Origin of the sequence: Staphylococcus sp. HMSC068G11 (genome assembly GCF_001815825.1) — a bacterium.
GTDB lineage: Bacteria > Bacillota > Bacilli > Staphylococcales > Staphylococcaceae > Staphylococcus > Staphylococcus epidermidis.
Map to the genome: position 1 here is coordinate 1 of NZ_KV822075.1, position 15,398 is coordinate 15,398.

13 protein-coding genes and 1 pseudogene are annotated in these 15,398 nt (G+C 31.7%); 5 read left to right on the top strand and 9 right to left on the bottom strand.

Annotation, left to right across the window (positions count from 1 at the left end):
• Positions 1 to 479: 479 nt before the first annotated feature.
• Positions 480 to 1,877, bottom strand: coding sequence for a Na+/H+ antiporter NhaC (gene nhaC, locus HMPREF3058_RS05005; RefSeq protein ID WP_002447286.1), 1,398 nt, complete (start codon positions 1,875 to 1,877; stop codon positions 480 to 482).
• A 64-nt stretch (positions 1,878 to 1,941) separates the two neighbouring features.
• Positions 1,942 to 3,012 carry an NAD/NADP-dependent octopine/nopaline dehydrogenase family protein gene (locus HMPREF3058_RS05010; protein ID WP_002476249.1) on the bottom strand — a complete coding sequence of 357 codons (1,071 nt, stop codon included), beginning with the start codon at positions 3,010 to 3,012 and terminating at the stop codon, positions 1,942 to 1,944.
• A gap of 380 nt (positions 3,013 to 3,392) precedes the next feature.
• Between HMPREF3058_RS05010 and HMPREF3058_RS05015 the strand changes: the two are divergent.
• From HMPREF3058_RS05015 to HMPREF3058_RS05035, 5 genes and pseudogenes are all read left to right on the top strand, one after another.
• A pseudogene (locus HMPREF3058_RS05015) lies at positions 3,393 to 3,874 on the top strand (DUF4870 domain-containing protein).
• 323 nt (positions 3,875 to 4,197) lie between these two features.
• Entirely contained in the window at positions 4,198 to 4,671 is a 474-nt protein-coding gene (locus HMPREF3058_RS05020; RefSeq protein WP_002447283.1) for a CHAP domain-containing protein, read from the top strand.
• A 152-nt stretch (positions 4,672 to 4,823) separates the two neighbouring features.
• Positions 4,824 to 5,150, top strand: a complete 327-nt coding sequence (locus tag HMPREF3058_RS05025; protein WP_001830041.1) for a DMT family transporter — start codon at positions 4,824 to 4,826, stop codon at positions 5,148 to 5,150.
• A 5-nt stretch (positions 5,151 to 5,155) separates the two neighbouring features.
• Positions 5,156 to 5,473 carry a DMT family transporter gene (locus tag HMPREF3058_RS05030; protein ID WP_002447282.1) on the top strand — a complete coding sequence of 106 codons (318 nt, stop codon included), beginning with the start codon at positions 5,156 to 5,158 and terminating at the stop codon, positions 5,471 to 5,473.
• 77 nt (positions 5,474 to 5,550) lie between these two features.
• Positions 5,551 to 6,504: a 2-hydroxyacid dehydrogenase family protein gene (locus tag HMPREF3058_RS05035; protein ID WP_002491012.1), complete on the top strand. Its 954-nt coding sequence runs from the start codon at positions 5,551 to 5,553 to the stop codon at positions 6,502 to 6,504.
• A gap of 140 nt (positions 6,505 to 6,644) precedes the next feature.
• Here the strand turns inward: HMPREF3058_RS05035 and HMPREF3058_RS05040 are convergent, their stop codons facing one another.
• From HMPREF3058_RS05040 to HMPREF3058_RS05070, 7 genes are all read right to left on the bottom strand, one after another.
• Positions 6,645 to 7,769, bottom strand: a complete 1,125-nt coding sequence (locus HMPREF3058_RS05040) for an FAD-dependent monooxygenase (RefSeq protein ID WP_002491110.1) — start codon at positions 7,767 to 7,769, stop codon at positions 6,645 to 6,647.
• Between the two features lie 379 nt (positions 7,770 to 8,148).
• Entirely contained in the window at positions 8,149 to 8,925 is a 777-nt protein-coding gene (locus HMPREF3058_RS05045) for an N-acetylglucosaminidase (protein ID WP_002457979.1), read from the bottom strand.
• Between the two features lie 21 nt (positions 8,926 to 8,946).
• Positions 8,947 to 9,222 (bottom strand): hypothetical protein, encoded by a 276-nt coding sequence (locus HMPREF3058_RS05050; protein WP_002447277.1) that lies wholly within the window; start codon positions 9,220 to 9,222, stop codon positions 8,947 to 8,949.
• Between the two features lie 125 nt (positions 9,223 to 9,347).
• Positions 9,348 to 9,818 (bottom strand): helical membrane plugin domain-containing protein, encoded by a 471-nt coding sequence (locus tag HMPREF3058_RS05055; protein ID WP_002491020.1) that lies wholly within the window; start codon positions 9,816 to 9,818, stop codon positions 9,348 to 9,350.
• A 2-nt stretch (positions 9,819 to 9,820) separates the two neighbouring features.
• Positions 9,821 to 12,772, bottom strand: a complete 2,952-nt coding sequence (fdhF, locus tag HMPREF3058_RS05060) for a formate dehydrogenase subunit alpha (RefSeq protein WP_002491040.1) — start codon at positions 12,770 to 12,772, stop codon at positions 9,821 to 9,823.
• A 479-nt stretch (positions 12,773 to 13,251) separates the two neighbouring features.
• Positions 13,252 to 14,202 carry an LCP family glycopolymer transferase gene (locus HMPREF3058_RS05065; RefSeq protein WP_070731183.1) on the bottom strand — a complete coding sequence of 317 codons (951 nt, stop codon included), beginning with the start codon at positions 14,200 to 14,202 and terminating at the stop codon, positions 13,252 to 13,254.
• A 188-nt stretch (positions 14,203 to 14,390) separates the two neighbouring features.
• The gene (locus HMPREF3058_RS05070; RefSeq protein ID WP_002491052.1) at positions 14,391 to 15,206 is read right to left on the bottom strand and encodes an inositol monophosphatase family protein; all 816 of its coding nucleotides are present in this window, start codon (positions 15,204 to 15,206) and stop codon (positions 14,391 to 14,393) included.
• Positions 15,207 to 15,398 lie beyond the last annotated feature (192 nt).

The following is a 15,398-nucleotide window of genomic DNA, read 5'->3' on the forward strand; positions in this document are numbered from 1 at the left end:
AGCCAAGCTGCTTCATATAATTATATTCACTAATCATATATAAAACTTGTATAACATAGTCAAATACCTGAGACAATGATAATCAATGTCTCAGGTATTTTTTAGCAGTATTTTACCAACTTATACAGTGTAGAGCCTTTTTCTTTATATAAGTTTAAAGTAATACATCAACGCTCTATGATTTTAGATATTAAAAAATTGAGATTAAAACGTATTAATAAACGCTTTAACCTCAATTACAACTTTAAACAAATTCAATTGTTGTGGTAGTTTTCTCAATAATTATGCCATTTCAAAAATAGTGTCAAAAGAATTCGTCGTGTACTGTCATGAATTTATTTCGCTACAAGACAAATACATGATATGTACATAAAGGATATTAACAAACTTGAAACGCCTTATGATACTATAGCTACAATTCATATCGTAAGTTAATGTTTCAACTATTATTTACATTCCACTTACAATAATATTTAAACTTATTTTCTACTTATTTTTTTAATTCCTATACCTGTAAAGCCATAAATTATTGCAATGAATGCACATAAGTAACATGGGATTGCCCATATAAAGAACTGATCAACTGAAACATTAAGTTGCTGTGCATAATATATACCAGATGTGCCCCATGGAATGAGCGGCAATACCATTGTACTTGAATCTTCAAGTGTGCGCGATAACACTGCCTTTGAGACATTCATCTTTTCGAACATATCTTTCATAAGTACGCCTACCATAATAATAACTATTGAAGCAACTCCTGCTGCAAATACAAGCATAATACTACAAACTACAGTTATTAATATTAGTGTTCCAACTGACTTTACTCCTTTAGCTATTGTCTCTAAAATTACGTCTAAACAACCTGCCTTTTCAACAATACCAGCAAAAGCATAACCACAAAATATAGTTACAATGATTTGAGTCATGCTCATCATTCCACCCTGCTCTATCAACGTCTTGGCATTATCCGAAATATGAGACTGGTGTAGCATCGTATGATTAAATCCATCAAAAGAAGCTTTAAAACCATCTTTCATATTAAATTGATGGTTGAATGTTCCAATAACTAAAGCACTAATACTAGAGATAAGCATTGACGGTACTGTAGAGATTCTAAATATTAAACATAAAATGATGATAATAAGTGGGATCCATACCCAAAAATTCAAGTTATAAATTGTTGATAATTCTTTTAATAGCTTTTGAATTTGTTGTGTATTTGCGTCTCCCTTAAATTGTAATCCAACAATAAACCATATAGCCAACCCTATTATAGATGCAGGGATTGTTGTCCACATCATCGATTTAATATGAGCAAAAATATTAACTTTAGTTACGAGAGCTGCCAAATTTGTAGTATCAGATAATGGAGACATTTTATCACCAAAAACCGCCCCTGCAATAATGGCACCAGCAGCCATACCTGCTGGTACACCTAATTGATTAGCGATTGATATGAGTGCAATGCCTGCTGTTGATGCTGATCCCCAAGCTGTTCCTGTAGCAATTGAAGTCATTGCACTGATTATAAATGCAGATACTAATAAATAACTTGGGTTTAAAAATTTAAGTCCATAGTAAATTAACGCTGGAACTGTTCCAGAATACATCCAACTTCCTACAATGATTCCAACAGCTAAAATAATAAAGAGGGCTGGCATCGCCGTGCTCAATCGATGAGTAATCCCTTCTTCTAAATCCTTCCATTTTAACCCCACTCTATGTGCAATCAATGCTGCATAAGCTGAAGAAATTAATAATAGTACTTGTATCGGAACATCAAAGAAAACAAAACCGATTACCACAACGACAACCATAACTAAAATAGTTGAAATAGATTCTAAAAATGTAGGATATCTATACTTTTGAGTCATACTTTTGCTCCCTTCAGTATGATTTGAAACAAAACCTCTTTTCTTAAATTTTAATTGCTAAACATTACTCTAATCCTAATTTATCTAAGCCTAATTCCTCGATAGTGAGGCCCTCTTCAAAGAAATCGCGTTCAAGAATTGTTGAAGCTATCATAATAACAGCATCAATATTAGGTGTTGGGACATCAATGACACGTCCTAAACTAGACCATAATACTAATCCATATGCAATATCTTCAGTTAAATAACGATTTTCAACATGATTCGGTCCTGGAATTTGAGAAAACACAGGGCTAGTATTAAAAAGACGATTTAACGGTTCATCCTCATCTTTACGTTCCAAATAACCTCTTTGAATCCTTGATTCTTTGGCAGTCGATAATTCAAAACCTAATTTTCTCCCTAAATTTAAACGTTCTATCTCAATAGCATGTAATAATCTCACAGTATGCTTTGTTATGCCTTCTTTATATAAAGAAAACTCATCTGAGTAATCAATACGTCCAACGTTCAATAATGTTGGTCCAGGATGTACTTCTGGGTTACCATTTTCAAGATTCGTTTTAAGTAAACTTTCTTCTTTCACAAGATAATCGTAAATTTTAGATACCTTTTCATAACTTTCATTTAACTCACTACGATCAAATGTTGAAAAGAACACACGGCGAACATTTAAAGATAAATCTACTTTAGCATTGTTAAAATCAACACGTGTACCATATGTTAATGTATTTGCTTCTGCAAAATGTGGATGTACATCAATATGACGATCTTCTAATACATTCATAAATCGTATTGAGCCCATTGAAGCAGCAATGTTAAAGAAAATGAGATGGTCGTTCGTCACAAATTTTGACATCACTTTAGCATAATATTCAATAAATGATGAAGGAATAATAACTTGGACGATGTCTGCACCATCTAAAACGTACTCCATATCATCACTAATATCAGTAAACTCTATAAACTTCTCTTCTCCCTCATTATTAAAATCAAAACCACCTTTTTCTAGGGCCGCATCAAATTTACTAATAGATTCATTACGACAATATAATCGTACATCATGCCCTTTATCTACCATATCCACTGCAGCAGTTACTGCACCATTACCTGAACCTACAATAGCTATTTTCATTTTTTTACCTCATTTCACTAAATTTTTAGGATTATACTACAATAAGTCACTATAATATTTTGTATTCTTACCATAAAAAAGGAGTGGTTCTCAATTCAAACATAATCTGATTGAACGATGTGCCTCTCCACATGTATGTAATAATTAAAATATGTACTAGAACTGCATTATAATTTGAAATTTTATCGTTTACTTTACTATTATATATAACGCTTAAAATTTTATTAATAACAACAGTACTATATAACCAAATTATCTATATTTCAAACTACTTCGTCAATCGATATAAAGATCAAATTTAACATTTAATAAATAATTAATTATTGATACAATTATAGTTATATTAAGTAAATTTTTTACAAATGGAGGCAAAACCTATTATGGACAAAGAAACGAATTACAATGAATTAGAATCTAAGAATGTGTCTAATCAAGCTTCAACAGACAATTTATCGAATGACAATACAATTCACCACCAATCAACTATTCAAAATGAGGAAAGTCAAGATAATCGTTTAATGGCAATGTTAATTTATTTACTGGTATCATTGGTCCTTTGATTATTTGGTTACTCAAACGTAAAGAGTCTCGACTTGTTGATGTATCTGGGAAAACGTATCTGAACTATTTTATTTCTTATACTATCTATTCAACAGTAGGCGTGATATGTATGTTTATGATTGTTCCTTTAATGAATATAAGTGAAAGTTTAGCCATCTTATTATTAATTTTGCTACTGGTGGTAGTCTTCATCTTATTGGCATTGTTAATAATGTCATTTGTGTGTACAATTATTGCTTGCGTAAAATATATGTCTGGCAAAACTTACACTATCCCACTCACGATACCGTTTATAAAATAAGTTACATTATTACAGAATCATTGTAATAAAACACTTAAAATTATTTACATTATGACCCTTCAAATCTTGATTTGAAGCACATTAACAATATAAATTGAGTTCGTAATCTTGGTTATCTTTTATTACATAGATAATCAAGGTTTTTTTATTTTGTTTACGAATAAGTAACAATCCCCATATTTTCAATTAAATCTGTTAAAGTATTCAGTGTTGTTAAGAACAACTACATGCACACACATGAATGAGTAAACATGTTAATAATTTTTTAAATCAATTTGCAGTACATCTAATAAATATTACAATTTTTGGAGGCGTTAAATATTATGAAAAAAATCAAAACAATCTCGACATTGGTAGCTGGACTTGGTATAGCATTTCTAGGTCACACAACACATGCTGATGCGGCTGAAAATAATAATCAACAACAAAGTACGTATAACTATAGTACAACTGATGTATCATTTTCTAAATCAGGAAATTTATATACTTCTGGCCAATGTACTTGGTATGTTTACGATAAAACTGGTGGAAAAATCGGATCAACATGGGGGAATGCAAATAGCTGGGCATCTGCAGCTCAAGCAGCAGGATTCACTGTAAATAATACACCTGAAGAAGGTGCAATTATGCAATCATCTGAAGGTGCTTTCGGACATGTTGCTTTCGTTGAAAGTGTCAATAATGATGGTTCAATTACTGTATCAGAAATGAACTATGATGGTGGTCCATTCTCTATAAGTACACGAACAATCTCTGCCAGTGAAGCAAGTTCATATAATTACATCCACCTAAACTAATCAGTATTTAAACTAATAAAATTGCTCCAATCTATTCTTGTGTAAGAATAGATTGGATTTTTTATTTAATGGGAATGTTTGTGAGAAGCCATTGCCTCGAAGTTACTAATTTGAGAAAATGGTTCTATTACTTTAATAGGAGGAATAAAAGAATGCAATGGCTTAAAGTTATATTAGCCGGTTTTATTGAAATCATCTGGGTCACCGGACTTGATCAAGCGCATTCATTGTTTACATGGATATTCACCCTCTTTTTTATTGCTTTAAGCTTTTTTCTAGTCATTGATGCTTCGAAGCACTTACCAGTTGGTACAGTATATGCATTTTTTGTTGGAATCGGTGCTGTTGGTACAGTGTTAGTTGATATGATTTTCTTCAACCAACCATTTACTTTCACTAAAATATTTTTAATAATGACCCTTATTTTAGGAATAATAGGATTAAAACTTACAACTGATGCAACGAAAGAAGGGAGATAAAAAGTATGGCTTGGTTATTTCTAATGATAGCCGGAAGTTTTGAAATTTTGGGTGTTGTTCTTTTAAACGAGCTATCACGTACAAAGAATAAAATTTATGTCATTTTTTTAGGATTAGCATTTATATTAAGCTTTAGTACGTTAAAATTTGCAATGGTATCTATTCCTATGGGGACTGCCTACGCTATATGGACAGGAATTGGTACAGCTGGTGGTACATTGATTGGAATGATTTTTTATGGAGAGTCTACACGTATAAGTAGAATTTTATGTATTTTATTAATCATCATTTCAGTTGTTGGATTACGTTTAATAAGTTATTAATATCAATCATTAAGGTTTAATGATTGTTTGCGCTTTCTTATTTTACTATACTATTCATAAAAGAAGGAGTGATGGTTATGACAAAAGTTTATATTGCAGGCGCAATACCTGAAGTGGGACTTAACTTATTGAAAGAACATTTTGAGGTAGACATGTATGATGGCGAGGGGCTTATTGATAAAGAAACCTTAAAAAAAGGGGTAGAACATGCAGATGCATTAGTAAGTTTACTATCAACTTCTGTTGATAAAGATATTATTGATAGTGCTAATAACCTTAAAATTATAGCGAATTATGGTGCAGGTTTTAATAATATTGATGTCGAATATGCAAGACAACAAAATATAGATGTTACAAATACACCACACGCTTCGACAAATGCTACTGCTGATTTAACAATCGGCTTAATTTTATCAGTAGCGCGTAGAATTGTAGAAGGAGATCATTTATCCAGAACAACAGGCTTTGATGGTTGGGCACCCTTATTCTTCCGAGGTAGAGAGGTATCAGGAAAAACTATTGGTATTATAGGTTTAGGTGAAATTGGAGGTGCAGTGGCTAAACGCGCACGTGCATTTGATATGGATGTACTTTACACTGGTCCTCATCGTAAAGAGGAAAAAGAGCGAGATATCGGTGTGAAATATGTAGATTTAGATACTTTACTTAAAAATGCAGATTTTATTACAATCAATGCGGCATATAATCCTTCACTGCATCATATGATTGATACTGAACAATTTAATAAAATGAAATCTACTGCCTATTTAATTAATGCAGGACGTGGTCCAATAGTAAATGAACAAGCTTTAGTTGAAGCACTTGATAATAAAGCTATTGAAGGTGCTGCATTGGATGTATATGAATTTGAGCCAGAAATCACCGATGCATTAAAATCATTTAAAAACATTGTGCTTACACCTCACATTGGTAATGCAACATTTGAAGCTAGAGATATGATGGCTAAAATTGTTGCGAATGATACAATAAAAAAATTAAATGGTGACGAACCTCAGTTTATTGTCAATTAACTGATGCATTCAACAACATAAACACAAAAAGAGCTATGAAGATATTGAGTTGAGTCTCTATCTTCATAGCTCTTTATTTATTAAAATTACTGCATTTTTAATATTTAACTTTATCATTTAACAATATATGTCATCATATATTACTTTTCTTTGGATTTGTATAAAAATTTTGTTTGAGCTGATGCCAAAGCATTTGGTATCAATTTCATCGCGGTATTTCTAAGTTTAACAGTTAATTTATGATGCTTTTGAGCCATTTTACCTATCTTTTTCGAACGTCTAATCACTTTTGCGGTATGTTTAACTCTAAGTTTATCGTAACGCTCAATCGCTTTATTAAAATCATATTTTTCTAAACAATTAACTAATACAATTGCATCTTCCATAGCTTGACTAGCACCTTGTCCCATATTAGGCGTAGTGGCATGCGCAGCATCGCCCATTAAAATAGTACGTCCATAAACGAATGTCTTCAGCGGTTTTAAATCATATATGTCATGAAGTAATATACCTGTTTCACTTTGCTTTTCTAACACTTTTCTCACTTCATCTGGAAAGTGATTAAAATATGCTTGAAGATGGGGTTTTCCAAAAGATTGATATTTTGGATCTCCTTCTTTAGCATGAACAGTAATAAACCAATAAGCACGTTGATTAATTAATGGGACTATACCTACTCGCCCTTTAACACCCCAATATTCATTCGCAACATGTTGGTCATTAAATTGTACATCTTCAACCATTCCTCTAAAACATGTGTAACCATTGTAACGAATTTTAGTTCGCGCACCTACAGACTCTCTTACTACAGAATGTATCCCATCAGCACCAATACACAAATCAAATGATTCACTTTCCTGTTTGATAAAATGTAGGGTAACCTTACAACTCGTTTGTTCAATTTTAGTAACTTTAAAGCCTGTGTGAATAGATGATTCTTTGACATATGACTGTATGATTTCAATTAAAGTTTGTCTAGATAATGCGACATTTAGGGAATGAGTCTTAAACTTAGCGCTCATTAATGGGGTGCCTTGCTCATCATAAATATTCATTGCAGTAAGATTTTGACCAGCATTTTTAATGCCTTTAGCAAGGTCATGATGCCCTAATTTTTTTAAAACATTATCTCCTATCCCAATACCAGCGCTCAATTCGTTTATAGAATTATTTTTTTCAAACACTTTAACTTGATGACCTTGTTCTTCTAATAACGCAGCAGCAGTTAAACCACCTATACCTGCGCCTACTATTGCTATTTTCATGTTTTACACCTCAAATTTATCATTCTTTATTATTTTAGCACACACACACATGTTGAAAAGCAAACCCTTCTATTTTAATTGTCAATTAATACAATTCTCTTGTTAAAAATAATGAATATATCTATTCGTTCTATCGTTAATGCTCAATTTAAATTTTCACTCTATTGTAAAAAAATATTTAAATATTCTACATGGATATATGCTTCCGAATATTCTTTTAAAGCTAAAAAACCTGAGACATCTTTTATTGTCCCAAGTTTTTTATCATATAGCTAATCATTGGCAAAGTTAAAACTATTCTGTTTGAAGCTTTTCATATATAAATTGCCCAAATAGAATGAAACACTTAGTTGATTGCTCAATCATTCTCTAATTTTATTTATTTGTAATATTTTTTTCTTATATGATCTTTTTTTATTCCATATTTATCATAGTATTTCTCCATTAAATCAGCTATATTATTAGCCCACTGAATATCACTAGCATATTGATGTTGGCCTGGATTTTGTGGATTCCACCGCATTTGATATAAGTTCAATTGATTATTTTTAAAGTAATGGAATCTCACAAACCACGCGCCGCCCATTATCGCTTTTTCAGGAGTGGTCCACTTCTTCTGTTTAGCAAAACTTTTACCAGTCTTTACAGCATCTTCGTCAAAAGCACCAATACCAAAAAAGTTATAATAGTGATGGTCACCTTCTTTAATTCCATTTGATAAATCTGATTGACCATTTCCTGTCTCAACTAGTGCATGACTAATGAGATATATGATATTCACTTCATATTTATCTTGGGCTTTAATAAACGTTGATCCCTTATTTTCTAAAATACCTTTTCCTTTTAAAATATGGTTAACTTCCTTCTCTGACATAGGTACTTTTTCTGATATATCCATGTACTTCAAATTGTTATCACTATGTTTTATTTGCATAGCTTTCTCTATATCTTGTTTGGAAGCATATATAAACTTACCATTAACTTCTTTAGTATGGATATTTCCTTCACTTGTTTGAAGTGACACCGCTTCTTTAAATGTATGTTTAACATCATTTTTAAAAAGGTTTGTATCAAATATAAGAAAAAGTATTGCTAAAATAGCGAGTATGCTAATTATGAACAATGTTGTCATACGAAGCCGAGTATTCTTTAACATTTCAACAAACTCCTAAAAATTTTAAGATAATACAAAATAGGCTACTACGATAGCAATCATCACTATAAAGAAAGAGACATTAATTGCAATTTTCATACCTGTACGGTGTCTGAACATAACATTAAAAATAACGAGACTAATTGTTAATGATACAACAAAAAATGCAATAGCTAACATGAGTTTTAGCATAATTAGACAAATGATTCCAATAACTAATAGTACATTAGATGTGATTGCTAGAGCTTTTAATACTTTAGGATTGATATGCGTCACTCCTTCTATGATTTTTAATAACATTATTCATCATACATGATTAGAAGAATAAATGTCGACTCATAATACGTTAAAAAGTTTTTATATCAAATGTACTAGAAATTTAAGGTATAGATGTTAGTTTAAAAGTGTATTAAACCGTAATAGATTTAGTTATTACTAGACATTCCTCTAAGCAGATTTAACATATAAGTCATACTACGATTGAGATCATCATCACGTAAAAATCCAACAAGATTTTTAATTGTTGTTTTGTCACCAGGTTTTGTTAGATTCGCAGCATGTATCCCTCTGTTTAAACGAGATAATAATTCACTTAAATCTTTAACATCTAATTCTCCTAGCAAAAAGACAAGTTGTGCCATATTTGTTAAAACGCCTGAATATATATCTTTATTCAATTCAACGGCAAATTTATTAATGATGACTTGTCTTGCTTTTAAACCACCATTTAATGCATCCAGAATTTTAGCTTCATCTAGTATACCAATTAAACGTATTGCTTTTAAAATACTATCTTTATTTTCTACAATTGCATCGATAACATCATTCAAACTTTCTTGTTTAATTTGCTCATATGATTTTTTTAAACGTTTAATTTCAGTAATTCTCTCTGCCATTATCAATCACTCATCTTTCCTGGGAATACATAATCTGAGCGCTCCCATTTTTTTTGAACTTGAACACTATATTGTGGTTGCCGCTGTTTATTAACTCGGAAATTCATTGGATTCAATGGAGATTTGCCTCTTTTCGTCACAACTTCCATTCGTGCATGTGTTCGTTTGTAGGAAGGCGTATCTGTATAAGGATCTACGTCACTATTCGTAAGAGCATTAATAGCACCTAAATCTCCATTTTCTAATGCATCATTATTTAATGGAATATATATTTCTTTTCCTTTTACTCTATCAGTAATGTGTGCTAGTAAAGAAGCCTCTCCAGTCTCAGAAATCAATTTAATTTCAGCTCCTTCATGAATGTCACGACTTTGTGCAAGCTCGGGTGAAATTTCAACAAATGCTCGAGGTACTTTATATTTAATCATTTCTGTTTGATACGTCATATTACCTTCATGGAAATGCTCAAGTAATCGACCGTTATTGACATGTAAATCATATACTTCATCTTCTTTAAAATAGTTATCAAAGGTTAATGGATATAATTTAGCTTTCTTGTTTTCAAAATTAAACCCATCGATATAAAGTATTGGAGTGTCTTTACCATCTTTATTTACGGGCCATTGTAAACTATTAAAACCTTCTAAACGATCATAACTTACACCTGCATACGATGGTGTTACTCGTGCAATTTCATCCATAATTTCACTTGGATGCTGATACTCCCAATTCGCCCCTAGTCGATTTGCAATAAGTTGGAAAATTTCCCAATCCGGCTTTGAATCTCCAAGCGAATCTAATGCTTTATACAATCTTTGTATGCGTCGCTCCGTATTAGTAAAAGTTCCATCTTTTTCTAGTGAAGGACTTGCTGGTAGAACTACATCTGCAAACGTAGCTGTAAATGTTAAAAACTCATCTTGAACTACCATAAAGTCTAACTTTTCAAAAGCAGCTTGAACAAAATTAATATTAGAATCTACGATACCTGTATCTTCTCCATACAAATACAACGAATGAATATCACCATTATGTATTCCTTCAATCATTTGATGATTATCTCTACCAGGTTTATCATTTAGCTTTACTCCATACTCTTTTTCAAATTTAGCACGTATTTTATCATCACTGATAAGTTGGTACCCTGGAAATTGATCTGGCATACTTCCCATGTCACTACATCCTTGAACGTTATTATGACCTCTTAAAGGATATGCTCCAGCACCAGGTTTTCTATAATTACCAGTAATCAGTAATAAATTAGAAATAGCCGTACTTGAATCACTTCCAATATCTTGTTGTGTTATACCCATCGCCCAACATATCGCTACTGAATCAGCTTTTGCTACTTCATGCGCAAATTGTATTAATCGTTCTTGCGGAATTCCTGTTACTTCCTCTGCAAATACCATTGAAAATGGTTCTAGTGATTGGTAATATGTATCAAAGTGATCAACCCACTTTTCTATAAACGATTTATCATGTAAGTTGTTATCAATAATATATTTAGTGACAGCACTTAACCAAGCTAAATCGGTGCCAGGTTTGGGTTGATAAAAAGCATCTGCACGTTCTGCCATTTCATGTTTTCTTATATCAAAAACATGTGACTTTTGACCAAATAACTTTTGTGCACGTTTCATTCGTGAAGCAATTACAGGGTGCGCTTCTGCCGTGTTAGTACCTATTAATACAGTCATAGATGCTTTTTCTAAATCAACAATCCCGCCTGCATCTCCACCGATACCTACTGTTCTTACCAATCCTTTGGTCGCTGGTGCTTGACAATAGCGCGAACAATTATCTACATTATTTGTACCAATAACTTGACGAGATAATTTTTGCATTAAATAAGATTCTTCATTAGTAGCTTTGGATGAAGAAATAAATGACAAGCTATCCGCGCCATATTGCTCTTTAATTCTTTCAAAATTGTTAGCAATAACTTGTAAGGCTTCTTCCCATTCAACTTCATGAAACATACCTTCTTTTCTCACTAAAGGTTTCGTTAATCGTTGATCTGAGTTAATGTGTCCCCATGAAAACTTACCTTTTACACATGTTGCTATTTTATTTGCTGGAGAATCATGGGAAGGTTGAACTTTTAAAATTTCTCTATCTTTCGTCCATACTTCAAACGAACAACCTACGCCACAATATGTACAAACAGTTTTAGTTTTATTGACACGTTCTTTACGCATTTCTGCTTCAGAATCAGATACAGCTAATAAAGTACCGTAGCCAGGTTCTGATTTTTTAATAATATCAATCATAGATGCTAGTGAACCAGGTTCTGTATCTGTGAGATATCCCACATTACCTTCCATATTAACTTCCATCATTGCATTACATGGGCATACAGTCGCACATTGACCACATGAAACACATGATGATTCATTAATTGGGACATCATTATCCCAAATTACTCTTGGATGATCTCTTTCCCAATCTATTCGTATTGTTTCATTAACTTCAACATCTTGACATGCTTCAACACAACGTCCGCATAAAATACATTGATTTGGATCATATCTATAAAAAGGGCCATAATCTTTTTCATATGGTTTTCTCTTATACTTATAAGTTTGATGTTGTATTCCCCACTTATCCATCGTATTATGTATTTCACAATCGCCATTATTATAATCACAAACTGTACAATACAACATATGTTTTTCTAAAATACGATCTAATGCTTCTTTTTGGCTAGTTTTCACGTGGTGATTAAATGTATTTACCGTCATTGAGGATTCAATCGATGTTCCACATGCTCGGGCAATATCTCCATTGATTTCAACCATGCATGTATCACATGTTTGAATTGGTCCCATCGATTCGTTATAGCAAATGGCTGGTACAAATGTATTTCTGGAACGAATAAATTCGAGTAAATTCGTCCCTGCTTCAACAAGATAATCTTTACCATCTAGATTAATTTTTATCTCATTAGACATATATTTTTCTCCCCCATTAAATTATTCACTGTTAAACACTTTAGAGACTTTATAACTTAATTGATAAAATCTACAATTAAACTTTTAGTAGAATTACTTAAATTGTATTACTTTACTCTATAAAAGTTAAGCTTTTACATAATAAATATAATAAAATCAATTTAATTGAAAATGAATATCAATTAAAGAGTGAAATGAATAAATTAATTTCTTTATTTCAAGCCATTTAACATTGAATATCATAACTTTTTGCTTATAAGACATTGAATTACATAGTGCCTCATTTTATTTAAATATTAGTTAGAAGAAAATGGTATACAATGCAATATAATCCTTAAAAATAAAGCAAAAATGTTTAAAAACTAAAATAAGAATATTTAACTCAGCCATCCTTAATTTGTCAAAAAAACCTAGAACATTTCGTTCTAGGTTTTAAACTCAAGCATTACACTATATGTGATTTTAAAGCTTTTTCTTTTTTATAAATTTAAATTGTCTCTTAGTAATTGTGTATTTTCATTTTTAGATGCATCACTTGGTATGAAATAGTACAAACCGTCATTTTGTATACCACCTTCACCCTCTAACTGATGTCGATTAACTTGGTCATTAGCATCTTTATACTTAGTTCTAATTGTATTGAGATCACCTAATTTTAAATCTGTTTTAACATTTTTCTGGATTTGATTCATTAATGTATTAAAATGAGTGATTGAAGATGCGCTTGTCATCTTATCTGCCATTGCTTCTAAGATAAGTTGCTGACGCTCTTGTCTACCAAAATCGCCTCCTGCACCATCTTCTTTACGACTTCTAATAAAGTCCATGGCAGCATCACCATCTACATGTGTTTTTTCACCTTTAACAAAATGATTAGCACCCATTGTAAATGTACTATTACTTACGACATCTACGCCACCTAATGTATCAATCATGTCATGTAGTCCATCCATGTCAATTGTAGCGTAATGATCGATTGGAACATTCATTAATTTTTCAATTGTTTTAACAGCCATGTTAGGACCGCCATAAGCATAGGCATGGTTAATTTTTTCTTCAGTACCTTGACCTGCAATTTCTGCTTTGGTATCACGTGGAATACTTACTAGCTCAGTTTTCTTTTCTTTCGGATTAATGGAAAGTACCATGATTGTATCACTACGTTCCCCACCGCCTTGTTGTTTTCGCTTTTCATCAGAATCTACGCCAAAGAGTGCAATAGTAAATGGATCACCATTTTTTAAATTTACTTTTCCAGAACGTAGTTCAGAATGATTTCGATTTAAGGGGTTATGTATCTTGTCTCCTGTAATAAATATTTTTGCACTTACATAAATAACTGCAATGATTGCTAATAGAAATAAAATTCCCACTACCCATAGTAGTATTTTCATCGGCAGGCTCATTTTTCTTTTATCTGATCTTTGCATCCCTACCACTCCTATTCAATAATTTTGTTGTTTTATGATACATAGGTCATTATATTATAAATAAATTTATTTGGTATACATCTACAGACCTATTCATTAATTATTTTAAATTTTCTTTAAGAAATCGTATAGCTTAAATGTATAAAATCTCTATAGAGCTAATTTGATATAATTTATAAAAATATACATTAACCATGCTCTATATGATGATTACTCTTTGAATAGGCTTCTCCTTCATTTAAGATACGTATCATATCATCGTAACAACCAGGATTGCTAATGATAAATGGGCCTGCCGTACTAAAATCAAGAGGTTCACCATTTATTTGTGTCATAATCAAACCTAGTTCTCTTGCAAAAAGAAATTGTGCTGAAATATCCCATGGCTTAGGATTCGTGTTAATGTGTGCCCCGAACTGACCTTTTATCACTCGAATAGAATCAAGACCACAAGACCCAATAATTCTAAAATCAAAGGCTGATTGAAATAAAGATTGAATCGTCTCTTCTTTTAACACTTGTGGTTTAAATGAAATAATTGCATCTCTTAAACCTATTCTTTTTGGCAATGTCATTAATTGATTGTTCTCGTAAGCTCCCACACCAGCAATTGCTCTATATAATCTTTGATGTGGATAATCATAAATATATGAAAGTTTAGGTTCCCCATCAATAAAATATCCTATAATGATACAGTAATCTTCTTGTTGTTTCACTAAATTACTTGTTCCATCTATAGGATCCATAATCCAAAGGTGACCCTCGTAAGGTGTTATATCTGAGTTATCTTTCTCTTCAGCTAATAATTGATGTGTGGGATAATATTCCTGAAGAAAGTTTTGAAAATGATTCTGAATTTGTTTATCAACATTGGTAACTAAATCAAACCTATCTTTTTTTGTTGATGTTTCCATCTTCTCAACCAAACGCGGAATGATATTGTCTAAACCGCGTATCCATTGACATATATATTCATCTAATTTTTTTAAATAAAGTTCTGTCATATTTTCACCTTCATTTCATTATTTCAAAGACTATAGTGTTATCATTTAAATCATTATAGTTATATGTAAAATCTATTGTAAATCATAGAGTCATAAAATCAGAATTTGTATTAATAAATATTAAAAAATCGGCTAGTCAATAACTAGCCGACAAATAGAAAGGAAAGTAAGTAATAAATATTGAAGATGTTT

Coding starts and splice junctions, on each gene's coding strand:
- HMPREF3058_RS05020 (WP_002447283.1), top strand. CDS start 4,198: ATGAAAAAAATCAAAACAATCTCGACATTGGTAGCTGGACTTGGTATA.
- HMPREF3058_RS05070 (WP_002491052.1), bottom strand. CDS start 15,206: ATGACAGAACTTTATTTAAAAAAATTAGATGAATATATATGTCAATGG.
- HMPREF3058_RS05050 (WP_002447277.1), bottom strand. CDS start 9,222: ATGTTATTAAAAATCATAGAAGGAGTGACGCATATCAATCCTAAAGTA.
- HMPREF3058_RS05010 (WP_002476249.1), bottom strand. CDS start 3,012: ATGAAAATAGCTATTGTAGGTTCAGGTAATGGTGCAGTAACTGCTGCA.
- HMPREF3058_RS05035 (WP_002491012.1), top strand. CDS start 5,551: ATGACAAAAGTTTATATTGCAGGCGCAATACCTGAAGTGGGACTTAAC.
- nhaC (WP_002447286.1), bottom strand. CDS start 1,877: ATGACTCAAAAGTATAGATATCCTACATTTTTAGAATCTATTTCAACT.
- HMPREF3058_RS05055 (WP_002491020.1), bottom strand. CDS start 9,818: ATGGCAGAGAGAATTACTGAAATTAAACGTTTAAAAAAATCATATGAG.
- HMPREF3058_RS05030 (WP_002447282.1), top strand. CDS start 5,156: ATGGCTTGGTTATTTCTAATGATAGCCGGAAGTTTTGAAATTTTGGGT.
- HMPREF3058_RS05045 (WP_002457979.1), bottom strand. CDS start 8,925: ATGTTAAAGAATACTCGGCTTCGTATGACAACATTGTTCATAATTAGC.
- HMPREF3058_RS05040 (WP_002491110.1), bottom strand. CDS start 7,769: ATGAAAATAGCAATAGTAGGCGCAGGTATAGGTGGTTTAACTGCTGCT.
- fdhF (WP_002491040.1), bottom strand. CDS start 12,772: ATGTCTAATGAGATAAAAATTAATCTAGATGGTAAAGATTATCTTGTT.
- HMPREF3058_RS05025 (WP_001830041.1), top strand. CDS start 4,824: ATGCAATGGCTTAAAGTTATATTAGCCGGTTTTATTGAAATCATCTGG.
- HMPREF3058_RS05065 (WP_070731183.1), bottom strand. CDS start 14,202: ATGCAAAGATCAGATAAAAGAAAAATGAGCCTGCCGATGAAAATACTA.